This is a genomic window from Streptomyces sp. NPDC048192, assembly GCF_043202415.1.
In the GTDB taxonomy this organism is placed as follows: Bacteria; Actinomycetota; Actinomycetes; order Streptomycetales; family Streptomycetaceae; genus Streptomyces.
Window position 1 is genome coordinate 151,750 of sequence record NZ_JBIDAL010000015.1, and the last position, 24,033, is coordinate 175,782.

Sequence of the window (24,033 nt, forward strand, 5' to 3'; positions counted from 1 at the left end):
ACCCTCAACCGGAGAAGCCGACGTGCGCGAGCCGCAGCGGGCCGCGCAGCGTGAGGCGGACGTCGTGGACGCCGTCGGCGGGGAAGGCGGCGCTGAGGGCGGTGTAGGCGTGCACGCCGGCGGTGGGGGCGTCCTGGGTGAGCGAGGCCAGCACCGGGCCGCCGTCCAGGGACACCTCCAGGACGCCCTCGCCGGCCACCTGTGCCGTCACCTCGCCGGTCCCCGTGCCGAAGTCGCAGGCGCGGTAGACCAGTTCGGCCGTCCTGCCGTGCTCCGGCGTCACCGCGTCGCCCGCCGTCCTCGTCCGGTCCACGATCGCGGCGCCGGACTGCTCGTCGAAGTCGGCCGCCGCGAGGCCCCGCCGGACCACCGGGCGCGGCGCCGGGGGAGCGCCGTCGAGGTGCACGGTCGTCCGCAGCCGGATGTCCTCGCTGGACGCCCCCACCAGCAGGTCGTAGGGGCCGCCCTCCAGCCTCGGGCCGCCCTGCGCCACGTCCCAGAACTCCAACTCGGCAAGCGGGACTTCGAAGGCGACGGCGGCCGTCTCGCCGGGCGCGAGGGCGATCCGGCGGTGGGCCAGCAGCTCGCGGCGCGGGCGGGGCACCGAGGGCTCCACGGCCCGCCCGTAGACCTGCACCACCTCGTCCGCCGCCCGGTCCCCGGTGTTCGTCACCGCGCAGGACACGCGCAGTGAGCCCTCCGCGACTCCGGCCGTGAGGCCGTCGTAGGCGAAGGAGGCGTACGACAGCCCGTGGCCGAAGGGGAAGAGCGGAGCGCCCTCGAAGTACAGATACGTCTGGCGGCTGCCGATCACGTCGTAGTCGAGCAGGTCCGGCAGATCGGCGTCGGAGGCGTACCAGGTCTGCGGGAGGCGGCCGGCCGGTGAGACGTCCCCGGCGAGGACCCGGGCCAGCGCCGTGCCCGCCGCCTGCCCGCCGTGCGCCGTCCACAGCACCGCCGGCAGCCCGGCCGCGTCCACCGCGTACGGGTACGACGAGGTCAGCACCAGCACCGTGCGCGGGTTGGCGGCGCGGGCCGCGCGCAGCAGCCGCTGCTGGTGCGCGGGCAGCCGAAGGGTCGTACGGTCCTCGGTCTCCCGGCCGTTGATGTGCGGGTCGTTGCCCGCGACCACCACGACGACGTCCGCCCGCCGCGCCGCCCGGGCCACCGCCTCCTCACCCCGCTCGACGCCGACCACCTCGAAGACGTCGCCGGACTCGCCGTCCCCGGCGACCCGCACCCCGTCGGCGGCGACCCGGACCGCACGCCCCGTCCCCAGGTGCGTGAGGAGGTGACCGGTGCCGTGCGGTTCGAGGCGGAAGGTCTCCTGGACCACCCAGCCGCCGGGCTGGTCGGCGGCGGCGCGCACCCGGCCGTCTTCGGCGACCGAGAGGTACCGGCCGTCGGGCGCGCGCAGCGTCAGCACGCCCTCGCCCCAGTCCACCAGCGCGAACTCGGTGCCCACGGGGTCCACGGCGAGGGGCGGCAGATCGGTGCGGCCGGAGAGCAGCGCCGGGTCCAGGGCGCCCTCCGCGCCGCGCACCTCCTCCGGCGCGTCCGAGGCGGGGACGTGCAGGAAGGCGCCGGCGGCGGTGCGCAGCCGCACCCGGTCCACGCCCTCCGCGAACTCCACGCGGTCCGCGCCGAACCGGTCGTACAGGCCCTCCAGGGGAGTGGAGCGGTGCAGGAGGCTGCCGCTGTACCAGTCGAGCTTGCACTCGTCGGCGAGCAGGCCGACCACCGCGATCCGGGCGCCGGCGGCCAGGGGCAGCAGGCCCCCGTCGTTCTTCAGCAGCACGACGGCCTGCTCGGCGGCCTCCTGGGCGAGCGCCCGGTGCTCCGGGGTGTCGAACGCGCCGGCGCCGGCGTGCGGGTCCTCGTGCGGGTCGAACTCGCCCAGCCGGAAGCGGACGGAGAGCTGGCGGCGTACGGCCGTGTCGATGTCACCCTCCGTCAGCAGGCCCTGCGCGCAGGCCCTTTCGAGCCGTCCGGTGATCGGCGAGGAGTCCGTGCCGTGGTCGGTGAAGCTGTCCACGCCGGCGAGCAGGGCGGCCGCGGTGGCCTCCTCATGGGTGGCGAAGTAGTGCTCGGCGTCCACCAGGTTGGAGGGCGCGCCCGCGTCCGAGCAGACCAGCAGCTCCTCGTCGGTCCAGGTGCGCAGGTGCTCGCGCAGGTAGGGGGAGAGGTGGTTGGGACGCCCGTTGACCAGGTTGTAGGCCGGCATCACCCCGGCCACCGCGCCCGCCCGCACCGCCCCCTTGAAGGCGCGCAGATCGTACTCGTGCAGCACGCGGGGGCGGACGGAGACGGAGCAGGTGGCGCGGTCCGTCTCGTTGTTGTGGGCGAGCCAGTGCTTCAGGACGGGGGCGGTGCGCCAGTAAACCGGGTGCTCGCCGCGCAGGCCCCGGGTGTACGCCGTGGCGATCGCCGAGGTCAGCCGCGGGTCCTCGGAGTAGCCCTCCTCGTTGCGGCCCCACAGCGGATGCCGCAGCAGGTTGACCGTCGGCGCCCAGACGTTCAGGCCGACCCGCTCGTCCCGGGCCCGCATCGCGCGCGCCTCCTTCGACACCGCCTCGCCGACCCGGCGCACCAGCTCCGGGTTCCAGGTCGCGCCGAGGCCCACGGCCTGCGGGAACACCGTCGCCGGACCCATCCAGGCGACGCCGTGCAGGGCCTCCTGGCCGGTGCGGAAGGCGGCGATGCCCAGGCGTTCCACGGCGGGTGCGAACTGGTGCAGGAAGGAGATCTTCTCGTCCAGGGTGAGCCGCGACAGAAGGTCGTCGATGCGCTTCGCGAACGGCAGCCGCGCGTCACGGAAAGGCGGCGTGGAGGGTGGGTCAACGGTCACGAGTGGTGCCCCTTGCGGAGAGAGCGGCGAGGACGCTTTCGAAGCGCTTCGATGCTCAGGGGGCCGGGGGTGGGGTGTCAAGGTGCTGGACCGGAAGTCGGCCCAGCTGTCGCCGACTTGCCAAGGGGTATGGACCACTCGGGCGGCCCGCCGGACATTCGTGGAATCTTGGGAGCGACCCTTGTGCACCCCCTGGCGTTCACTTAACCTCGCAGCAACATCGAAGCGCTTCGACGCTCGCCGTGCTCCGCTTCCGCCTTCCTCGAAGCGCGTTTTCCGCTCAGCCAGATCCACTGAAGACACCGCAGCCGACGGCCACCGCCGGGTGTCCTGGTGCGCCATGAAGGGTTGACGCAATGACGCCGAACGCCGCCTCCGCCTCCTCCGCGCCCAGCCGGAGAAGCTCGCCCAGCCGGAGGAGCTTCCTCGCCTCCACCGCGGTCGCCGCCGCGGCGGTCGCCGGGGGGATGCCGCTGCTGACCGCCTGCGGTGCGTCGGACAGCGGGTCGGGCGGGGGCTCCTCGTCGGGCAAGGACGCGGGCAAGCTGCTGCCGTCGTACGTGCCCCGCGACGTGGTGACTCCGGACATCCCCGCGAAGAACGGCTCGGCGATCGGCTTCACCGGCAAGCTCGACCTGGCCACCCTGAAGACCTCGGTGCCCAAGAAGCTCGGCAAGGGCGGCAAGGTCACCGTCATGTCGCCGTTCTGGGGCACCCCGCCCAAGCAGGACAACGCCTACTACCGGGCGATGAACGACCTCATCGGCGTCGACGTGGTCTGGCAGAACCAGGACGGCAACACCTACGACCAGAAGCTCGGCGCCGTCCTCGCCTCCAGCGACGTACCCGACGTCGTGGTCGTCCCCAGCTGGAACATGGGCGGCAAGATCCCCACCGCCATCATCAGCAAGTTCGCCGACCTCGGGCCGTACCTGTCGGGCGAGAACGTCAAGGACTACCCGAACCTCGCCGCCATCCCCACCGACGCCTGGCGGCGCTGCATCATCGGCGGCAAGCTGCGCGGCCTGCCGCAGCCCTCGCCGTACGTCACCGGGATCGTGCCCCTCTACCGCAAGGACATCTTCGACAAGGAGGGCTACCGGATCCCGCGCTCCGCCGACGAGTTCATGGCCCTGGCCAAGGAGATCACCAACGCCAGGGCCAAGCGCTGGGCCTGCCTGGACATGAAGTGGACCGCCTTCCAGGCCTTCGGCGTGCTCTCCGGCAGCGAGAAACCGCTCGGCTGGAACCTCGTCGACGGCAAGCTGGTCAACCGCATCGAGACCGAGGAGTACCTCGAGGCACTGGAGTGGACCCGCAAGCTCTTCGCCGCCGGCGTCGTCCACCCCGACGCGAAGATGGGCAAGAACGCCCCCGACCCCGGCCCCAAGTTCGCGGCTGGCGAATTCCTCATCTACCCCAACAACATCTCCCAGTGGTGGAGTCGCACCGCCGAACAGGCCACCCAGAACCCGCAGTTCAAGATCTGGGGCATGGACGTCTTCGGCCACGACGGCGGCAACCCGACGCTCTGGGCCGAACAGCCGGCCGGCATCTTCGCCTTCGTCAACAAGAAGGCCTCCGAGTCCGCCGTCCGTGACGTCCTGGCCGTCGCCGACGTCACCGCCGCGCCGTACGGCACCAAGGAGTACATGGCCACCAACTACGGCGTCGAGGGCGCGGACTACACCGTCAAGGACGGCGTGCCCGTCAAGACCACCCAGGGCAACAACGAGGTCATGAACGCCTACGTCATGGTCGCGAGCCCCGCCGCCACCATCGCCCACCCCGACTTCCCCGACGTGGCCCGGGCCCAGGTCGAATGGCAGCAGCGGATGGGCGCCTTCACCAGGAAGTCCAGCTTCTACGGCCAGATGATCACCGAGCCGTCCCGCTTCACCAACCTCGGCAACGACTTCGAGCAGCTCGAGGACGACATCACCCGCGGCCGCAAGAAGATCAGCGACATGCAGCAGGCCGTCTCCGACTGGAAGAGCAAGGGCGGCGACAAACTGCGCGACTGGTACAAGAAGCTCCTCGACGAGAACGGTACGGCGGCAGGCTGAGGCGAGGCACTGAGGCAAGGAGACGACCGTGTCCCACAGCACGGTGCCTCGGAGCAGGGCCGAGGCGGACGACAGGGCGAGCGGGACCCCGGCGGCGCCGGACGGCGCCACCGGAGCCCGCAGGAGCCGCACGAGGGCGACGACCGGCAAGCTGAGCCTGCGCCTGAGATTCAGACGCGACCGCGCCCTGATCCTGATGACCCTGCCGGCGATCCTGCTGATCCTGGTCTTCAACTACCTGCCGGTCCTCGGCAACATCGTCGCCTTCCAGGACTACGACCCGTACGTCAGCGACAACGGCATCGTCTCGATGCTGCACAGCCCCTGGGTCGGCCTGGAGAACTTCCAGCAGATCTTCGCCGACTCGGCCTTCTGGAACGCGGTTCAGAACACACTGGTGCTGTTCTTCCTCCAGCTCGTGCTGTTCTTCCCGGTCCCCATCCTGCTCGCGCTGCTCATCAACAGCGTGGTACGGCCCCGGGTGCGGGCCGTCGCCCAGGCGGTCCTTTACCTGCCGCACTTCTTCTCCTGGGTGCTGGTCATCGCCGTCTTCCAGCAGCTCTTCGGCGGCGCGGGCGTCCTGTCCCAGCTGCTGCGCCGGCACGGCTACGACGGGCTGGACATCATGACCGACCCGTCCACCTTCAAGTTCCTCGTCACCGCCGAGGGCATCTGGAAGGACGCCGGCTGGGGGATCATCATCTTCCTCGCCGCGCTGGCCTCCGTGAGCCCCGACCTGTACGAGGCCGCCGCGATGGACGGCGCCGGCCGCTGGCGCCGCATGTGGCACGTCACGCTGCCCGCGCTGCGCCCGGTGATCGCACTGCTGCTGGTGTTGCGCGTCGGCGACGCCCTGACCGTCGGCTTCGAGCAGATCCTGCTCCAGCGCGACGCCGTCGGACCCGGCGCCGCCGAGGTCCTCGACACCTTCGTGTGGTGGAACGGCGTACGCAACCAGGACTTCGGCTACGCGGCCGCCGCTGGCCTGATCAAGGGCGTGGTCAGCCTCGGACTGGTCCTCGCCGCGAACAAGGTGGCCCATCTCATGGGCGAGCAGGGGGTGTACAAGAAGTGACCGCACTCATCGACAAGCCGCCCGTACGGCCCTCCCGGTGGGCCGCGCCACCCCGCCCGGTGTGGGAGGAGCCGCCGAGCAGGACCGGCCTCGCCGGCAAGGGCCTGGTCCTCACCCTGGCCTGCCTCGGCATCCTCTTCCCGCTGTGGATCGTGGTCGTCACCAGCCTGTCGTCCCGGCAGACGATCGACCGGGCGGGCGGCCTGGTCATGATCCCCAGGGGCGTCACGTTCGTCGCGTACCGGGAACTGCTCAGCGGCGGCCAGGTCACCCGCGCCGCGGTCGTCAGCGTCCTGGTCACCCTCGTGGGCACGCTGTTCTCGATGACCGTGTCGGTGCTCTGCGCCTACGGCCTGTCGCGCATCGGCTCGCTCGGCCATCGCTGGTTCCTGATGCTGCTGCTGGCCACGATGTTCTTCAGCGCGGGCCTCATCCCGACCTACCTGCTGGTCCAGTCCCTGGGCCTGATGGACAGCTACCTCGCGCTGATCCTGCCGAGCGCGGTCAGCGTCTTCAACATCCTCGTCCTGCGCGGCTTCTTCATGGGCATCTCGCAGGAACTCGTCGACAGCGCGCGCATCGACGGCGCCGGGGACTTCCGGATCCTCTGGCAGATCGTGATGCCGCTGTCCCGTGCGGTGCTGGCCGTCATCACGCTGTTCTACGCCGTCGGGTACTGGAGCGCCTGGTTCAACGCGTCCCTGTACCTCAACGACCAGGACAAGATGCCGCTGCAGAACGTCATGATCCAGCTCGTCCAGAAGCAGCAGGCGCCGGTGGGGCTGGGCCAGGCCATCAAGACGGGCGAACTGTCCGGCCTCGCCGTGCAAATGGCGGTCATGGTGATGGCCCTGCTGCCGGTGGCCGTCCTGTCGCCGTTCGTCCAGAAGCACTTCAAGAAGGGGATGCTGACGGGGGCGGTGAAGGGGTGACCGGGCGCCTGCTCGAAGGGGTGGTGCCGTCTCGCGGGCGGCCGCGGGTCCGCCGTGGCTGATCGCGCAGTTCCCCGCGCTCCTTCGGGGCGCCGCACCAACCCCGCACCACCCACCACACCTACGCCCCCACCGAGGTAACCCATGCCCAGACCGACCCGCAGGACCGTGCTGGCGGCCACCGCAGCCACCGCCGCCGCCCTCAGCCTTCCCACGAGGGCCGATGCCGCCGCCCAAGCCCCGCAGGGATACCGCTGGCGCAACGCGGTGATCGGCGGCACCGGCTTCGTCACCGGCATCCTCTTCCACCCCACCGCCCCCGCCCTCGCCTACGCCCGCACGGACATCGGCGGCGCCTACCGCTGGGACGCCCGCGCCGCCCGCTGGATCCCCCTCACCGACCATCTCGGCTGGGACGACTGGAACCTGCTCGGCGTGGAGGCGATCGCCGTCGACCCGGCGCATCCCGACCGCGTGTACCTCGCCCTCGGCACCTACGCCCAGCCCTGGGCCGGCAACGGAGCGGTCCTGTGCTCGGAGGACCGCGGCGCCACCTGGGCCCGTACCGACCTCGCGGTGAAACTGGGCGCCAACGAGGACGGCCGCGGCACCGGCGAACGCCTCCTCGTCGACCCCCGCGACAGCGACACCCTCTGGCTCGGCACCCGGCACGACGGCCTCGTCAAGTCCACGGACAGGGGCGCGAGTTGGTCCCCGGACTCCGGGTTTCCGGCCGCTCCCCGCGGCGGCGGCCAGGGCGTCACCCTCCTCGTCGCCGCCGGCCGCGCCGTCTACGCGGGCTGGGGTGACGCGGACGCCGCCGCCCCCAACCTGTACCGCACGAGCGACGGCACCACCTGGGAGCCGGTACCGGGACAGCCCGCCGGCGCCCCGGCCAGGGTGCCGGTCCGCGCCGCCTACGACCGGCACGCCCGCGAGCTGTACGTGACGTACGCGAACGCGCCCGGACCCAACGGCCAGAGCGACGGCAGCGTGCACAAGCTCGACGTCACCACCGGCACGTGGACCGACGTCACCCCGGCCGCCCCGCAGGACGGCGACACCTTCGGGTACGGCGGGGTCGCCGTGGCCGCGCACCGCCCCGGCACCGTCGTCGTCTCCACCAACAACCGCTGGGCGGCCGTGGACACGCTGTACCGGAGCACCGACGGCGGCCGCAGCTGGGTCTCGCTGAAGGACACCGCCGTCCTGGACGTCTCCGAGACGCCCTACCTGAAGTGGGGTGAGGCCGAGCCCAAGTTCGGCTGGTGGATCCAGGCCGTCGCCGTCGACCCGTACGACCCGGAGCACATCCTCTACGGCACCGGCGCCACCGTCTACGGCACCCGGGACCTGCGCACCTGGGCCCCGGTGATCCGCGGTCTGGAGGAGACCTCGGTCCGCCTGCTCCTCTCGCCGCCCGCCGGCGACGCCCATCTGCTCAGCGCGAACGGGGACATCGGCGTGCTGTACCACGACCGGCTCACCGCCTCCCCGGCGCGCGGCATGGCCACCGACCCGGTCTTCGGCACGGCGACCGGACTCGCGCAGGCCGCGGCGCGGCCCTCGTACGTCGTGCGCACCGGCTGGGGCGATCACGGCAACGGCGCCTTCTCCACCGACGGCGGCCGGACCTGGGCGCCGTTCGCCGGGCAGCCCGGACTCGCCAAGGACGCTCCCGGCCCCATCGCCGTCAGCGCCGACGCCGGGGTCCTGCTGTGGACCTTCGTGTCCGGGGACGGCACCGGCCACCCGGCCCACCGCTCGGCGGACGGCGGGGCGACCTGGGCGGAGGTGGCCTCGTACCCGAAGGGGGCCACTCCGGTCGCCGACCCGGTCGATCCGGGGACCTTCTACGCCTACGACACCGCCGGCGGCACCCTGTACGCCAGCACCGACGGCGGCCGTACCTTCGTCCCCCGCGCGACCGGGCTGCCCGCCGGGGACAGCCAGTACCAGCTCGCCGCCGCGCCCGGACGCGGCGGCGACCTGTGGCTGAGCACCAAGTGGAACGGGCTGTACCGGTCCACCGACGGCGGCGCGACCTTCACCAAGGCGGGCAGCGCGTGGGCGGCCTACACCCTCGGCTTCGGCAAGGCCGCCCCCGGCGCCGACTACCCGGCGGTCTACCTCGTGGGCGCCACCGGCACCGTCACCGCCGTGTACCGCTCCGACGACCAGGCGAAGAGCTGGATCCGCATCAACGACGACGCCCACCAGTGGGGCTGGACCGGGCAGGCCGTCACCGGCGACCCGCGCATCCACGGCCGGGTGTACCTCGCCACCAACGGACGCGGCATCCAGTACGGGGACCCCGCATGACCCCGGGCCTCGCCGACGCCACCCGGGGCCGCATCCTCTTCGGCGGCGACTACAACCCCGAGCAGTGGCCGGAGGAGACCTGGCAGGACGACGTACGGCTGATGAAGGAGGCGTCGGTCACCTCCGTCACGGTCGGCGTCTTCTCCTGGGCGAAGCTCGAACCCGAGCCCGGGGCACGGGAGTTCGGCTGGCTCGACCGGCTGATGGACCTCCTGCACGCCCACGGCATCGGGGTCGTGCTCGCCACGCCGACGGCCTCGCCGCCGCCGTGGATGGGCCGGCTGCACCCGGACACGCTGCCCCGCGACGCCGACGGGCGGACCGAGTGGTGGGGCGGCCGGCAGCACTTCTCGCACTCCAGCGCCACCTACCGGCGCTACGCCGCCGCCATCACCGAGGACCTGGCCGCCCGCTACGGCAGCCATCCCGCCCTCACCATGTGGCACATCAACAACGAGTACTGCACCTTCGACTACGGCGACGAGGCCGCCGCCGCCTTCCGCCGCTGGCTCCGCGAGAAGTACGGCACCCTCGACGCCCTCAACTGCGCCTGGGGCACCGCCTTCTGGAGTCAGGGGTACGACACCTGGGACGGCGTCCTGCCCCCGCGGCACGCGCACTACCTGAAGAACCCCGCCCAGGTGCTGGACTTTCGCCGCTTCACCTCCGACATGCTCCTGGAGTGCTTCGCCGCCGAACGGGACATCGTCCGCCGGCACACCCCGCACCTACCGGTGACCAGCAACTTCATGCCGCTGTGGATCGGCCAGGACGGCTGGCGCTGGGCGCGGGAGGAGGACGTGGTCTCCGTCGACCTGTATCCCGATCCGCGTGATCCGCTGTCCGCGCAGCGCGCCGCCCTGGTGCAGGACCTCACCCGCTCGCAGGCCCGCGGCCCGTGGATGCTGATGGAGCAGGCGGCCGGACCGGTCAACTGGCGCGGGGTCAACCACCCCAAGCCGCCCGGCCTGAACCGGCTGTGGTCCCTCCAGGCCGTCGCCCGCGGCGCCGACGCCGTCTGCTACTTCCAGTGGCGCCAGTCCCGGCAGGGCGCCGAGAAGTTCCACTCGGGGATGCTCGGTCACGCGGGGGAGGAGGGCCGTACCCACCAGGAGATACGGCGGCTCGGCGCCGAACTGGCCATGCTGGGCCCGGAGGTGGCCGGACAGCACAGTGCGAGCCGCATCGCCGTCCTGCACGACTGGCACTCCTGGTGGGCCGGTGCGCATGAGGGGCGGCTGTCCACCGAGGTGGACTACCCCGAGGTGCTCACCGCCTGGCACCGGGCGCTCTGGGAGTCCCAGCTGGCCTGCGACTTCGCCCACCCGGAGGACGACCTGTCCGGGTACCGGCTCGTCGTCGTCCCGCAGCTGTACCTCCTCACAGACAGCGCCGTCGGCAACCTCCTGGCGTACGTCCGCGGCGGCGGCGCCCTGGTCTGCGGCTTCCTCACCGGCGTCGCCGACGAGGACGACCGGGTCAGGCCCGGCGGCATGGACGCCCGGCTGCGCGAGCTGTTCGGCATCCGCGTGCTGCACGAGTGGTGGCCGCTCGAGGCGGGGGAGACCGTGGAGTGCGAGGGGTTCCACGGGACCCTGTGGTCGGAGGAGATCGAGCCGGAGCCCGGCGCCGCCGAGACCGTGCCCTACCGGGGCGGTGAGCTGGACGGGCTGCCCGCCGTGCTGCGCCGGGGCCGCGTCTGGTACGTCTCCACCCTGCCCGCGCCGGACGCGCTGCGCGCGCTGCTCGCCTCCGCCGCCGCCGAGGCCGGTGTGCGGCCGGTGCTGGAGGGGCTGCCGGCCGGGGTGGAGGCGGTGCGCCGGGGCGAGCTGCTGTTCCTGCTGAACCACGGGCGGGAGCCGGTCACCGTCGAGGTCCCGGGCAGCCCCCGCGACCTGCTCGGCGGCGCACGCGTCACCGGTTCGGTCACCCTGGGCCGCTACGGCGTGGCGGTGCTGCGGCCATGAGCGGCGGGCCGTTCCACGGCACCTGGGAACCGGCCCCGGCGGACCGCTGGGAGGACGCCTTCCTGACCGGGAACGGCCACCACGGCGCCCTCGTGCACGGCGATCCGGACGACGACCGGGTCGTCGTCACCCATCACACCCTGGTCCGGCCCAACGGCGGCGAACACGCCGAGCCGCCCCGCCTGGCCGCCCGACTGCCCGCGATCCAGGACCGGTTGCTCGCCGGCGACCTCACCGCCGCCGAGGACTTCACCGACGGCCGCCCCCTGCAGTGGGTGCAGCCCTTCCACCCGGCCTTCCAGGTACGGCTGCGCAGGGTGGGCGGCAGCGGCCCCGGGTACCGCCGGGCCGTCGACTTCGCCACCGGTGAGGTCACGGCCCGCTGCGCCGGGTGGAGCAGCCGGGTCTTCGTCTCCCGCGCCGACGACGTGATCGTGCACGAGGTCACCGCGGCCGCCGTCGACATCGGCCTGGACCACCGGCTGCCCGGTGCGCCGGCCGGGCTGCGGGCCGGCCACGGCGCGCTGCTCACCGGCGCGGGCGCCCTGCTCAGCCTGCGCGCCCGCTACCCGGACAGCGACCGCGCCTTCACCGGCGTGACCCTCGTCGCCCCCGGTGGCGGCCGCACCGAACTCCTCCCGCCCGGCGTCCGCGTCACCGCCGCCGCCTCCGTCCTGCTGCTGACCCGGGTGCGCCGGCACACCGGCGAGGCCGACGTGGCCGCCGAGGGCCGACGGCTCCAGGACCTCCTGGCCGGCGCCGGCGCCACCGGGCGGCCGTACGACACGCTCCTCGCCCGCCACCTGGAGCGGCACCGCACCGCCTACCGGCGCGTCACGCTGGACCTCGGCGCCGACCCCGCCGAGCGCGCGCTGCCCGGCTCCGAGCTGCTGAAGCGCCCGCACAGCCCGGCCCTGCTGGAGCGGCTCTTCGCCGCTGGCCGCTACCACCTGCTGAGCAGCAGCGGCCTGAACCCGCCCCGGCTCACCGGGCTGTGGACCGGCGACTGGGACACCGCCTGGTCCGGCGCGTTCACCACCAACGCCAACCTCAACCTGCAGACCGCCTCCGCGCCGGCCGCCGCCCTGCCGGAGGTCACCGAGGCGCTCGCCGCGTTCGTGACCCGGCAACTGCCGGACTGGCGGGCCAACGCCCGCGCGATCTTCGGCGCCCGCGGCGCCGTCGCGCCCTCCCACACCGACGGCGAGTCGGGGCTGACGTACCACTTCAGCCGCGCGTACCCGCTGCACCTGTGGACGGCCGGAGCGGACTGGCTGCTCAAGCCGCTGGTCGACCACGACGAGATCCGCGGCGCCCGCGATCCGCGCACCGCCGCCGCGCTCGCCGAGACCGCCCTGTTCTACGAGGACTTCCTCACCCGCACCGACCTCACGGGCCACGTCGTGATCGTCCCCTCCTACTCGCCCGAGAACCGGCCCGCGAACGGCGGCTGGGGCGCCCTCAACGCCGCCATGGACCTCTCCGCCGCCCGCCACACCCTGCTCACCGCCGCCCGCTACCACCCCCGGCACGCCGACCGATGGCGGGCGTTGGCCAACCGGCTGCCGCCGCACCGGACCAACCCGGACGGCGCGCTGGCCGAATGGGCCTGGCCCGGCCTCGAGGACACCTACGACCACCGCCACCTCAGCCACCTCTACGGAGTCTGGCCCCTGGACGAGATCACCCCCCACGACACCCCCGGCCTCGCCAGGGCCGCCCGGCGCGCCCTCGACCTGCGCGGCGCCGAGAACCACTCCGCCCACGGCCATCTGCACCACGCCCTCGTCGCCGCCCGCCTCGGCGCGCGCGACCCGGCCGCCCGTGCCCTGCGCCACGTCCTGGACGGCGACTACTTCCACGCCTCCCTGATGAGCGCCCACTACCCCCACCGGGACGTCTACAACGCCGATGCCGCGCACACCCTGCCCGGCGTCCTGATCGAGATGCTCGTCCAGTCCACCCCGGACCGGCTGGTCCTGCTGCCCGCGACACCGGACGGCTGCCCCCGCGGCGAACTGCGGGGCGTGCGCACCCGGTTCGGTGCGGAGATCGACCTGAGCTGGACCCCGGACGGCGCCCGGGCCGTCCTCAGACCGACCCGCACCCACCGCATCGACCTGCGGACTTCCTCCGGCAGCCGACCGCTCGACCTGGTCGCCGGAGAAGACCGCGTCCTCACCCTGAAGGCGCGGTGAGCCCACGCAATTCCCCCCACCCATGGAAAGGCACACCATGGCACCAAGCACACTCGGCAGGGTCGCCAGGGCCCTGATCGCCCCCGCCCTCGCCCTCGGCGCCACCGCCGGCCTCGCCTCGGCCCCGGCCTCCGCCGCCGTCTGGTCCTCCTGCGACCAGTGGGCCAGCACCACGCTGAACGGCTACACCCTGTACAACGACATCTGGGGCTCCGGCGCCGGCGCCCAGTGCATCTGGGCCAACTCCGGCACCAACTGGGGCGTCAACGCCAACCACCCCAACACCGGCGGGATCAAGTCGTACCCCAACGCCAAGAAGGTGATCAACAAGTCGATCTCGTCGCTGTCGTCGCTCAGCAGCAGCTACAACGTCACCGTCCCGTCGTCCGGCGCCTACGAGACGGCGTACGACATCTGGGACACGAACTACAAGTACGAGATCATGCTCTGGGTCAACAAGACGGGCGCCGTCGGCCCGCTCGGCACCTCTCAGGGCACCGTCACGCTCAGCGGCTCCACCTGGACCGTCTACAAGGGCAACAACGGCTCCAACGACGTCTTCTCCTTCGTCCGCAGCTCCAACTCCGGCTCGGGCACGGTGAACATCCTGCCGATCCTGAAGTGGATCAAGGACACCAAGGGCTGGTTCGGCGACGTGACCATCGGTGATCTCCAGTTCGGCTTCGAGATCACCTCGTCCGCCGGCGGCCTGGACTTCACCGTCAACAGCGAGAGTGTCAGCAGCAGTTGAGACACCGGGGTGGGGTTTCATGGACCTCATGCGTATTCCCACCCCCCTCACCGCAACCGTGATCGCCGCTGCCGCGCTGCTCGCCGTGCCGGGCACCGCGGCGGCGGCTCCGGCCCCGTCGCCCCTCCGCCCCGTGGCCTCCCTCGCCGCCGAACGTCTCGCCACCGCCGACCTGGTGGCCGCAGCGAAGTGGGGCACCACTAGCCCCATCGACGACCCCGCCCGGGAACAGCAGGTCCTGGACTCCGTGGCCGCGCAGGCCGAGCAGCTCGGCGCCGACCCGGACGAGGCACGGCGCGTCTTCCGGGACCAGATCGAGGCCAACAAGATCGTCCAGCGCGGCCTGTTCGCCCGGTGGACGGCTCACCCCGAGCAGGCCCCGACCACGAAGCCGGACCTGAACGTCGTCCGGCAGACGATCAACCGCATCAACACGGACCTCGTCCGCACCCTGGCCGGCACGACCGCGGAGCGCACCACCCCGGCCTGCGCGCCCGAACTGGCCGTAGCCGTCGTCGAGGTCCACCACGAGAAGCACCCGGACCTGCTGCACACGGGTGCGCTCGTGCGTTCCCTGGTGTCCGTCTGCCGGGACTGACCGGCACCTGGTGTCCGTCTGCCGGTCACCCCGCCACCGGCAGCTCCGCCCCGTCCCGCAGGAACAGCGGGATGCGCTCCAGCGGCGCGTCCGCCGTGACCGCCGCACCGCCCTCGTACGTCTCACCCGTCCACGCGTCCGTCCAGCGCGCGCCCGCCGGGAGGTACACCGTGCGGGCCGTGGCCCCCGCCGTCAGCACCGGGGCGACCAGCAGGTCCCGGCCGAGGAGATAGGCGTCGTCCACCGACCACGCGGCCTGGTCGCCGGGGAACTCCAGGAACAGCGGCCGCATCACCGGCAGGCCCTCCTCGTGGGCCTCGCGCATGACCCGGAGGACGTACGGCTTCAGGCGCTGGCGCAGCCGCAGGTACTTCTCCAGGATCGCGCCGGCCTCCTCGCCGTACGACCAGACCTCGTTCGGGCCGCCCGTCATCTGAGGGCCCAGCGGCATGCCGGGCTCGCGGAAGCCGTGCAGGCGCATCAGCGGGGACAGCGCGCCGAACTGGAACCAGCGGACCATCACCTCGCGGTACGCCTCGTCGTCCGGGTCGCCTCCGTGGAAGCCGCCGATGTCGGTGTTCCACCAGGGGATGCCCGACAGCGCGGTGTTGAGGCCGGCCGCGATCTGCCGGCGCAGGGTCGCGAAGTCGGTGCCGATGTCACCGGACCACAGGGCCGCGCCGTAGCGCTGACTGCCCGCCCAGGCCGAGCGGTTGAGGGTGATGACCTCCTCGCCCTCGGCGCGCAGCCCGTCGTGGAAGGTGCGGGCGTTCTCAGCCGGGTAGAGGTTGCCGACCTCCGGGCCCGGGCCCGCCCAGTACCGCAGGTTCTCCGCGAAGCCCGGCTTCAGTTCCGGCTCGCAGGCGTCCAGCCAGAACGCCGTGATGCCGTGCGGGAGAAGGTAGTTGTCGCGGATCTTCGACCAGACGAACGCACGGGCCTCGGGGTTCGTGGCGTCGTAGAACGCCACCTGCACGGTCGAGGCGACCTCCTTGTCCGGCCAGTCGGCGTGCGCCATCGGGCCGTACTGGGTGCCGATGAGATAGCCGCACTGCTCCATCAGGGCGTGGTTCTCCGACAGCGGCGACACCGACGGCCACACGGACACCACCAGCCTGACGCCCAGTTCGTCCAGCTCGCGGACCATCGCCGCCGGGTCGGGCCACTCCGCCGGGTCGAACTTCCAGTCGCCGAGGTGGGTCCAGTGGAAGAAGTCGCACACGATCGCGGCCAGCGGCAGTCCCCGGCGCTTGTACTCCCGTGCCACGGCGAGGAGTTCGTCCTGCGTGCGGTAGCGCAGCTTGCACTGCCAGAAGCCGGCCGCCCACTCCGGCAGCATCGGCGTCCGTCCGGTCACCGCGCTGTAGGCGCGCTGCCCGTCGGCCGGGGCGCCCGCCGTGATCCAGTAGTCGATCTGCCGGGCCGAGTCGGCGACCCAGCGGGTGCCGTTGCCGGCCAGCTCCACCCGGCCGATCGCCGGGTTGTTCCACAGCAGGGTGTAGCCCCGGCTGGACACCAGCACCGGCACGCTCACCTCGGCGTTGCGCTGCACCAGGTCCACCACCAGGCCCTTCTGGTCGAGCCGCCCGTGCTGGTGCTGGCCGAGGCCGTACAGCTTCTCGCCCTCGTAGGCGGCGAAACGCTGCTCCAGGCGGTGGTGGCCGCCCCCGACCGCCGTGTAGAGGCGCGGCCCCGGCCACCAGAAGTGGGCCCGCTCCTCGGCGAGCAGTTCGCCGCCGTCGTCGGTGCGCAGGAAGCGGAGCATGCCCTCGGCGTTCACCTCGACGGTCAGCGCGCCCACCGTCAGCCGCGCCTCGCCGTCCCCGGCCTTGACCGTGGAGTCCTGGGCCGGCGGCGCGTCGAGGAGCGCGCCGGGAAGTCCGTCCAGCACGGGCCCGCCGAGCCGGGCGCGCACCCGCACCGCGTCCGGGCCCCACGGCTCGATCCGCACCGTCTCCTGGCGCCCGCTCCACTCCAGCGCCCCGTCCCGCTCACGGAAGGTGCCGACGGTGGGGGAGGACTGGGCGAGGCTGACCTTGGGCTGCGCGACGACGGACTGGTTCACAGCGTGCTCCTGACATGCGACGTGCGGGACAGGGAAGGCAGGCAGAGGTACGCCCCGAGGCGGGGAGGCAGCGAAGCGGCGCGACCGACGGACGCCGGGAGACCTGGGCGGGGCTTGGGGCGGTGTGTCGGCGGGGCTGGTGGCTGTGTGTGCCGGGGCCTGTCGGCCGGGGTGTGCGCCGGAGCGTGTCAGCGGGGCTGTCGGTCGGGTGTGTGGGTTGGGGATGCGTGGGCTGGGACGTGTCGTTGGGGCCTGTCGGCCTCAGCCTGTTATCGGCTGGAGCCGTGGGGACCGGGTTGTGTCGGGTGGGTTCGCCGGGCTTGTCGGCGGGGGTGCGTCAGCGGGGGTTGAGGGCGGAAGCGTCGTCGGGTGTGTTCGCCGGGGTTTGCGGGCGGGGCGTGTCAGGCGGGCCTGTCGGCCGGGACGTGTCGGCGGGGCTTGGGACCCGGGGTGTCGTCGGGGTCTTCTCAGGACGTGACCGGGGCCGGGCCCGAGCTTGTGCGTACCGTCAGTTCGGGTGCGATCAGCACGACCTCGTCGCTGCCGCGCCCGTCCAGCTTGGCCACCAGATGCTCGACCGCGTACCGGCCCATCTCCTGCGCCGGGACGCCGACGGAGGTCAGCCGCACCGAGGCCTGCACGGCGACCTGGTCCGGGCAGATCGCCACCACGGACACGTCCTCCGGCACCGCCCGGCCCTGCTGGCGCAGCAGCGCGAGCAGCGGCTCCACCGCCGACTCGTTCTGTACCACGAACCCGGTCGTCCCCGGCCGCTCGTCGAGGATCCGGGCCAGGGTCAGGGCCATCGCGTCGTACCCTCCCTCGCACGGGCGGTGCAGCAGCCGCACGCCGGTCCGCCGGGCCGCAGTGCGCAGCCCGTCCAGGGTGCGCTCGGCGAAACCGGTGTGCCGTTCGTAGACGGCCGGGGCCTCGCCGATGACAGCGATGTCACGGTGACCCAGCCCCGCCAGATGCTCCACGCACAGCGCGCCCGTGGCACTCCAGTCCAGGTCCACGCAGGTCAGACCGGTGGTGTCGGCGGGCAGACCGATGAGCACGGAGGGCTGCCCGGTCCCCCTGAGCAACGGCAGCCGCTCGTCCTCCAGCTCCACGTCCATGAGGATCATCGCGTCGGCCAGGCCGCTGCCGGTCACCCGGCGCACCGCGTCCGGCCCCTCCTCGCCGGTGAGCAGCAGGACGTCGTAGCCGTGCGTGCGGGCCGTGGTGGCCACCGCGATGGCGATCTCCATCATCACCGGCACGTACATGTCGGTGCGCAGCGGGATCATCAGCGCGATGATGTTCGACCGTTTCCCGGCCAGGGCCCGGGCGCCCGCGTTCGGGTGGTAGCCCAGTTCCCGGATGCTCTGCTCGACCCGCTGCCGGGTGGTCGCGGAGATGGACCGCTTGCCGCTGAGGACATAGCTCACCGTGCTCGCCGAGACTCCGGCGTGCTGGGCTACCTCGGCGAGGGTGACCATCCGGGCTCCAAGCTTTGTGAAGCGCTTCGACTACCGCGCATTGCCGATGGGGTGGAGTGAGGGTGAGATCGACACTAGCCCTCGGCCGGGCGGGGTGTCCATAGGCTGTCGAAGCGCTTCGACAGCTTTTCCCTGCGGCTCCGTTCCCCTCGGGCAGCAGCAGTACCACACCCGCCGACCGGGCCCGCGGCGGGGCTTTCGGCCGGATGGACGCGCGAGGGGTGGTGAGGTCGGCCCGTTTCGGGTACCAACGATCCAGTAGCACTGGTCGGTAGCGAACGGTCCCTAATCATCCCTCTTCGCGGCGAGGTGAGCCTCATGTCCGCCCCCTCCACCCCACGCACCACCGTCACCGAGCGCGAGGCCCGTCAGGTGGCGGAGGCCGCCCGGCAGCAGGACTGGCACAAGCCCAGCTTCGCCAAGGAGCTGTTCCTCGGGCGTTTCCGGCTCGACCTCATCCACCCCCACCCGCTCCCGGATCCCGACAGCGTCAGCCGCGGCGAGGAGTTCCTCGCCAAGCTGCGCGCGTTCTGCGAGTCCACCATCGACGGCGCCCGCATCGAGCGCGAGGCCCGCATCCCCGACGAGGTCGTCGCCGGGCTGAAGGAACTCGGCGCCCTCGGCATGAAGATCGATCCCAAGTACGGCGGCCTCGGCCTCACCCAGCTGTACTACAACAAGGCGCTCGCCCTGGTCGGCTCCGCGAGCCCCGCCGTCGGCGCGCTGCTCTCCGCGCACCAGTCGATCGGCGTCCCCCAGCCGCTGAAGATGTTCGGCACCCAGGAGCAGAAGGACGCCTTCCTGCCCCGCTGCGCCCGCACCGACATCTCCGCCTTCCTGCTCACCGAGCCGGACGTCGGCTCGGACCCGGCGCGCCTCGCCACCACCGCCGTGCCCGACGGGGACGACTACGTCCTCGACGGGGTGAAACTGTGGACCACCAACGGGGTGGTCGCCGACCTCCTCGTCGTGATGGCCCGGGTGCCGAAGTCCGAGGGGCACAAGGGCGGCATCACCGCGTTCGTCATCGAGGCGACCAGCGAGGGCATCACCGTCGAGAACCGCAACGCCTTCATGGGCCTGCGCGGCATCGAGAACGGCGTCACCCGCTTCCACCGGGTCCGCGTCCCGGCCGCCAACCGCATCGGCCCCGAGGGCGCGGGCCTGAAGATCGCGCTCACCACGCTCAACACCGGCCGGCTCTCGCTGCCCGCGATGTGCGCGGGCGCCGGCAAGTGGTGCCTGAAGATCGCCCGCGAGTGGTCGGCGGAGCGCGAGCAGTGGGGCAAGCCGGTCGCGCTGCACGAGGCCGTCGGCTCCAAGATCAGCTTCATCGCGGCCACCACCTTCGCCCTGGAGGCCGTCCTCGACCTGGCCTCGCAGATGGCCGACGAGGACCGCAACGACATCCGCATCGAGGCCGCCCTCGCCAAGCTCTACGGCTCCGAGATGGCCTGGAAGATGGCCGACGAGCTGGTCCAGATCCGCGGCGGCCGCGGCTACGAGACCGCCGAGTCCCTCAAGGCGCGCGGCGAGCGCGCGGTCCCGGCCGAGCAGATGCTGCGCGACCTGCGCATCAACCGCATCTTCGAGGGTTCCACCGAGATCATGCACCTGCTGATCGCCCGCGAGGCCGTCGACGCCCACCTCTCCGTCGCCGGTGACCTCATCGACCCCGACAAGTCCCTGTCCGACAAGGCGAAGGCGGGTGCGAACGCCGGCGTCTTCTACGCCAAGTGGCTGCCGAAGCTCGTCGCCGGGCCGGGTCAGCTGCCCACGTCGTACGGCGAGTTCAAGCACGGCATCGACCTGTCCGGGCATCTGCGCTACGTCGAGCGCACCGCCCGCAAGCTGGCCCGCTCCACCTTCTACGCCATGTCCCGCTGGCAGGGGAAGATGGAGACCAAGCAGGGCTTCCTCGGCCGGATCGTGGACATCGGCGCCGAGCTGTTCGCGATGAGCGCGGCCTGTGTCCGGGCCGAGTGGCTGCGCGGCCGGGGCGACCACGGCCGCGAGGCCTACCAGCTGGCCGACGCCTTCTGCCGGCAGGCCCGCATCCGGGTCGACGAACTCTTCGACCGCCTGTGGACCAACACCGACGACCTGGACCGCAAGGTGGTCAAGGCCGTCCTCGGCGGGGCCTACACCTGGCTGGAGGAGGGCATCCTCGACCCGTCCGGCGACGGCCCGTGGATCGCCGACGCGACCCCCGGAGCCTCCGCACGGGAGAGCGCGCGCCGCCCCTTCGGGGCCTGACGCGCCCTCCCGCCCGCCGACCTGGCGCCTGGGGTCAGCTGCCCCAGGTGCCCTGGTTCACGGCGCAGGTCCAGCCCGAGCCGTGCAGGGTGAACTTCACCTTGTAGCTGTGGGTGTTGAGCAGATGCGTCTGCACCTTCACCCCGAGGCTCGCCTTCTTGTTCAGCGTCCCCGTGTACACGGTCACCGTCTTCGACGTCCTGTGGGTGACCTTGCCGCCCGTGGCCTTGGCCGTGCCGAAGCGGATGTTCTTCACGTCGGTGACCGTGAAGCCGACCTTCTTGAACGTCTTCGTCGTGCTCTTGTTCTTGATGCCGAAGTACAGGCCCCCGTTGGTCACCCACCCGTGCGAGTCGACGTAGAAGCGGGACGGGTAGACCAGGTCGATCGGGCAGCCGGAACTGGCCGGCGCCTGCGCGGCGGCGAACGCGCCCCCGGCGAGTCCGAGCTGAGCAGCGGTCAGCAGACCGGCCGTGGCCAGGACGGTCGTGGTCGTGCGCATACGGTTCAAGGCGGTGATTCCTCCCCCATTTTCTTCGCGCCCGTCGAACCGGGCGCCCACGGAAGGATGCCATCACCGGCGCCGCGACACGCGGGGTTTCAGCAGGAGGCGGCACCCGGGCCGCCGCTCCGGGCCGCGGCCCCCGCCGCGTCACCTCCACCGATGCCCCACAGGCGGAACAAACGTTCCATTCATGGACGAAAACCGTTCACGCACCCGCCCGAGGGACACCCTGTCCCCGCTGTCGGTGGAAGCGGCAACAATGGGGGGATGACCGACAGCCCCGCCCATCCGGCACCCCTCGCCGATCCGCACCGCGTCTACGACCCCCTCGCGGCCGACGGCCCCAAGGACGTGGTGATCCTCGGCTCCACCGGATCCATCGGCACCCAGGCCATCGACCTCGTGCTGCGCAACCCCGACCGCTTCCGGGTCACCGCCCTGTCCGCGAACGGCGGCCGCACCGCCCTCCTCGCCGAGCAGGCGCACCGGCTGCGGGTGCGCACCGTCGCGGTCGCCCGCGAGGACGCCGTACCCGCGCTGCGCGAGGCCCTGGCCGCCGCCTACGGCCCCGGCGAGCCGCTGCCCGAGATCCTCGCCGGACCGGACGCGGCCACCCAGATCGCCGCCTCCGCCTGCCACACGGTGCTGAACGGCATCACCGGCTCCATCGGCCTCGCGCCCACCCTGGCCGCCCTGCAGGCGGGCCGCACCCTCGCGCTCGCCAACAAGGAGTCGCTGATCGTCGGCGGGCCGCTGGTCAAGGAGCTGGCCAAGCCCGGCCAGATCATCCCGGTCGACTCCGAGCACGCGGCGCTCTTCCAGGCGCTGGCCGCGGGGACGCGGGCCGACGTCCGCAAGCTGGTGGTGACGGCCTCCGGCGGCCCCTTCCGCGGCCGGACCAAGGCCGAGCTGGCGGACGTGACCGTCCAGGACGCCCTCGCCCACCCCACCTGGGCGATGGGCCCGGTGATCACGGTCAACTCCGCGACCCTCGTCAACAAGGGCCTGGAGGTCATCGAGGCCCACCTGCTCTACGACATTTCCTTCGACCGCATTGAGGTGGTCGTGCATCCCCAGTCGTATGTCCACTCGATGGTCGAGTTCACCGACGGATCCACGATCGCCCAGGCGACGCCCCCCGACATGCGCGGGCCCATCGCCATCGGTCTGGGCTGGCCCGAACGGGTTCCGGACGCGGCGCCCGCCTTCGACTGGAGCAAGGCCTCCACCTGGGAGTTCTTCCCGCTGGACAACGAGGCCTTCCCCTCGGTGGACCTCGCCCGGCACGTGGGGCGGCTCGCGGGCACCGCCCCGGCGGTGTTCAATGCCGCCAACGAGGAGTGCGTCGCCGCCTTCCTGAGCGGCGCGCTGCCCTTCAACGGCATCATGGAGACCGTCACCCGGGTGGTCGAGGAGCACGGCACCCCGGCCACGGGAACTTCCCTCACCGTGTCGGACGTCCTCGAAGCGGAGACCTGGGCCCGAGCCCGGGCCCGCGAACTCACTGCCACGACGGCGACCGCGGAGGCGCGTGCATGACGACCTTGATGTTCATCCTCGGCATACTGGTCTTCGCCGTCGGCCTGCTCGTCTCCATCGCCTGGCACGAGCTGGGACACCTGTCCACGGCCAAGCTGTTCGGCATCCGCGTGCCGCAGTACATGGTCGGCTTCGGCCCGACCGTCTGGTCGCGGAAGAAGGGCGAGACCGAGTACGGCATCAAGGCCATCCCGCTCGGCGGCTACATCCGCATGATCGGCATGTTCCCGCCCGACGAGAAGGGCCGGGTCTCCGCCCGCTCCACCTCCCCGTGGCGCGGCATGATCGAGGACGCCCGGTCGGCCGCCTTCGAGGAACTCAAGCCCGGTGACGAGACGCGCATGTTCTACACGCGCAAGCCGTGGAAGCGCGTCATCGTCATGTTCGCCGGCCCCTTCATGAACCTGATCCTCGCGATCGGCCTGTTCTTCACGGTCCTCATGGGCTTCGGCATCCAGCAGCAGACCACCACCGTCGCCTCCGTCTCGCCCTGCGTCATCGCGCAGAGCGAGCACCGCGACAGCTGCAAGAAGTCCGACCCCGCGTCCCCGGCCGAGGCCGCCGGCATGAAGAAGCGCGACAAGATCGTCGCCTTCGCCGGCAGGCCCACCAAGGACTGGAACACCCTCTCGGACCTGATCCGCGACAGCGCCGGCAAGACCGTCCCGATCGTCGTCGAGCGCGACGGCAGGCAGCTCACCCTGCACGCCACGATCGCCACCAACCAGGTCGCCAAGAAGGACTCCAGCGGTCAGTACGTCGAGGGCAAGTACGTCAAGGCGGGCTTCCTCGGCTTCAGCGCCGCCACCGGCGTCGTCCACCAGGACTTCGGCCAGTCCGTGACCTGGATGACCGACCGGGTCGGCGACGCCGTCGACTCCCTCGCCGCCCTGCCCGGCAAGATCCCGGCCCTGTGGGACGCCGTCTTCGGCAACGCCCCGCGCCAGCCGGACTCCCCGGTCGGCATCGTCGGCGCGGCCCGCATCACCGGCGACATCGCCACCCTGCACATCCCCGCCTCCCAGCAGGTGGCGATGTTCGTGATGCTGCTCGCCGGCTTCAACCTCTCCCTGTTCCTGTTCAACATGCTCCCGCTGCTCCCGCTCGACGGCGGCCACATCGCGGGCGCCCTGTGGGAGGCGCTGCGCCGCAACGTCGCCAGGGTGCTGCGCCGCCCGGACCCGGGCCCGTTCGACGTGGCGAAGCTGATGCCGGTGGCATACGTGGTGGCGGGGATCTTCGTCTGCTTCACCCTTCTCGTCCTGGTGGCGGACGTCGTCAACCCCGTGAAAATCTCGTAGTCACGCACCGTTCACGGCGGCCCGGAAGCCTGTCTTCCGGGCCGCCTTCCATCGGGTGGGTTTACCGGGTGGGATGTGATGCCGCATGGGGCCGTGCCGTAATCTCGAAGCCTGGAGCCCGCCCGACGA

General features: G+C 72.1%; 15 protein-coding genes. 11 read left to right on the forward strand and 4 right to left on the reverse strand.

Translation table 11 applies throughout. The annotated features are described in order from the left end of the window. Positions 1-4: 4 nt before the first annotated feature. Positions 5-2,848, reverse strand: coding sequence for a glycoside hydrolase family 3 C-terminal domain-containing protein (locus ACGFZN_RS29875; protein WP_393861563.1), 2,844 nt, complete (start codon positions 2,846-2,848; stop codon positions 5-7). 356 nt (positions 2,849-3,204) lie between these two features. Here ACGFZN_RS29875 and ACGFZN_RS29880 point away from each other — a divergent pair, with 356 nt between their 5' ends. From ACGFZN_RS29880 to ACGFZN_RS29915, 8 genes are all read left to right on the forward strand, one after another. Next, the gene (locus ACGFZN_RS29880) at positions 3,205-4,914 is read left to right on the forward strand and encodes an extracellular solute-binding protein (protein ID WP_393861564.1); all 1,710 of its coding nucleotides are present in this window, start codon (positions 3,205-3,207) and stop codon (positions 4,912-4,914) included. A 28-nt stretch (positions 4,915-4,942) separates the two neighbouring features. After that, positions 4,943-5,989: an ABC transporter permease gene (locus tag ACGFZN_RS29885; RefSeq protein ID WP_393861565.1), complete on the forward strand. Its 1,047-nt coding sequence runs from the start codon at positions 4,943-4,945 to the stop codon at positions 5,987-5,989. Continuing rightward, positions 5,986-6,921 carry a carbohydrate ABC transporter permease gene (locus ACGFZN_RS29890; protein ID WP_393861566.1) on the forward strand — a complete coding sequence of 312 codons (936 nt, stop codon included), beginning with the start codon at positions 5,986-5,988 and terminating at the stop codon, positions 6,919-6,921. The genes ACGFZN_RS29885 and ACGFZN_RS29890 overlap by 4 nt, the downstream gene beginning before the upstream one ends. Positions 6,922-7,065: 144 nt before the next feature. Continuing rightward, positions 7,066-9,243, forward strand: a complete 2,178-nt coding sequence (locus tag ACGFZN_RS29895; protein ID WP_393861567.1) for a 1,4-beta-glucanase — start codon at positions 7,066-7,068, stop codon at positions 9,241-9,243. After that, positions 9,240-11,210 (forward strand): beta-galactosidase, encoded by a 1,971-nt coding sequence (locus tag ACGFZN_RS29900; RefSeq protein ID WP_393861568.1) that lies wholly within the window; start codon positions 9,240-9,242, stop codon positions 11,208-11,210. Before ACGFZN_RS29895 ends, ACGFZN_RS29900 begins: the two co-directional genes overlap by 4 nt. Beyond that, positions 11,207-13,408, forward strand: a complete 2,202-nt coding sequence (locus tag ACGFZN_RS29905) for a glycoside hydrolase N-terminal domain-containing protein (protein ID WP_393861569.1) — start codon at positions 11,207-11,209, stop codon at positions 13,406-13,408. The genes ACGFZN_RS29900 and ACGFZN_RS29905 overlap by 4 nt, the downstream gene beginning before the upstream one ends. A gap of 37 nt (positions 13,409-13,445) precedes the next feature. Continuing rightward, complete coding sequence (locus ACGFZN_RS29910; RefSeq protein ID WP_393861570.1) at positions 13,446-14,159, forward strand: hypothetical protein; 714 nt, start codon at positions 13,446-13,448, stop codon at positions 14,157-14,159. A 28-nt stretch (positions 14,160-14,187) separates the two neighbouring features. Next, the gene (locus tag ACGFZN_RS29915) at positions 14,188-14,757 is read left to right on the forward strand and encodes a chorismate mutase (RefSeq protein WP_393861571.1); all 570 of its coding nucleotides are present in this window, start codon (positions 14,188-14,190) and stop codon (positions 14,755-14,757) included. Positions 14,758-14,782: 25 nt separating this feature from the next. Here the strand turns inward: ACGFZN_RS29915 and ACGFZN_RS29920 are convergent, their stop codons facing one another. Continuing rightward, positions 14,783-16,822 (reverse strand): TIM-barrel domain-containing protein, encoded by a 2,040-nt coding sequence (locus ACGFZN_RS29920; RefSeq protein ID WP_393861572.1) that lies wholly within the window; start codon positions 16,820-16,822, stop codon positions 14,783-14,785. Positions 16,823-17,289: 467 nt separating this feature from the next. Next, entirely contained in the window at positions 17,290-18,303 is a 1,014-nt protein-coding gene (locus tag ACGFZN_RS29925; RefSeq protein WP_393861573.1) for a LacI family DNA-binding transcriptional regulator, read from the reverse strand. 318 nt (positions 18,304-18,621) lie between these two features. Between ACGFZN_RS29925 and ACGFZN_RS29930 the strand changes: the two genes are divergently transcribed. Then, positions 18,622-20,559 carry an acyl-CoA dehydrogenase family protein gene (locus tag ACGFZN_RS29930; RefSeq protein ID WP_393861574.1) on the forward strand — a complete coding sequence of 646 codons (1,938 nt, stop codon included), beginning with the start codon at positions 18,622-18,624 and terminating at the stop codon, positions 20,557-20,559. 34 nt (positions 20,560-20,593) lie between these two features. Here the strand turns inward: ACGFZN_RS29930 and ACGFZN_RS29935 are convergent, their stop codons facing one another. Next, positions 20,594-21,061, reverse strand: a complete 468-nt coding sequence (locus ACGFZN_RS29935; protein ID WP_393861575.1) for a hypothetical protein — start codon at positions 21,059-21,061, stop codon at positions 20,594-20,596. A 270-nt stretch (positions 21,062-21,331) separates the two neighbouring features. On the opposite strand from ACGFZN_RS29935, the gene dxr reads away from it, so the two are divergent. Together dxr and ACGFZN_RS29945 are read left to right on the forward strand one after the other, a co-directional pair. After that, entirely contained in the window at positions 21,332-22,603 is a 1,272-nt protein-coding gene (dxr, locus tag ACGFZN_RS29940) for a 1-deoxy-D-xylulose-5-phosphate reductoisomerase (protein WP_393861576.1), read from the forward strand. Further along, entirely contained in the window at positions 22,600-23,904 is a 1,305-nt protein-coding gene (locus tag ACGFZN_RS29945) for a M50 family metallopeptidase (RefSeq protein WP_393861577.1), read from the forward strand. The genes dxr and ACGFZN_RS29945 overlap by 4 nt, the downstream gene beginning before the upstream one ends. Positions 23,905-24,033 lie beyond the last annotated feature (129 nt).

Excerpts from the sequence above, each read along its gene's own strand:
- ACGFZN_RS29880 (WP_393861564.1), top strand. The coding sequence starts at position 3,205 with ATGACGCCGAACGCCGCCTCCGCCTCCTCCGCGCCCAGCCGGAGAAGC.
- ACGFZN_RS29895 (WP_393861567.1), top strand. The coding sequence starts at position 7,066 with ATGCCCAGACCGACCCGCAGGACCGTGCTGGCGGCCACCGCAGCCACC.
- ACGFZN_RS29900 (WP_393861568.1), top strand. The coding sequence starts at position 9,240 with ATGACCCCGGGCCTCGCCGACGCCACCCGGGGCCGCATCCTCTTCGGC.
- ACGFZN_RS29905 (WP_393861569.1), top strand. The coding sequence starts at position 11,207 with ATGAGCGGCGGGCCGTTCCACGGCACCTGGGAACCGGCCCCGGCGGAC.
- ACGFZN_RS29910 (WP_393861570.1), top strand. The coding sequence starts at position 13,446 with ATGGCACCAAGCACACTCGGCAGGGTCGCCAGGGCCCTGATCGCCCCC.
- ACGFZN_RS29915 (WP_393861571.1), top strand. The coding sequence starts at position 14,188 with ATGCGTATTCCCACCCCCCTCACCGCAACCGTGATCGCCGCTGCCGCG.
- ACGFZN_RS29925 (WP_393861573.1), bottom strand. The coding sequence starts at position 18,303 with ATGGTCACCCTCGCCGAGGTAGCCCAGCACGCCGGAGTCTCGGCGAGC.
- ACGFZN_RS29930 (WP_393861574.1), top strand. The coding sequence starts at position 18,622 with ATGTCCGCCCCCTCCACCCCACGCACCACCGTCACCGAGCGCGAGGCC.
- ACGFZN_RS29935 (WP_393861575.1), bottom strand. The coding sequence starts at position 21,061 with ATGCGCACGACCACGACCGTCCTGGCCACGGCCGGTCTGCTGACCGCT.
- dxr (WP_393861576.1), top strand. The coding sequence starts at position 21,332 with ATGACCGACAGCCCCGCCCATCCGGCACCCCTCGCCGATCCGCACCGC.
- ACGFZN_RS29945 (WP_393861577.1), top strand. The coding sequence starts at position 22,600 with ATGACGACCTTGATGTTCATCCTCGGCATACTGGTCTTCGCCGTCGGC.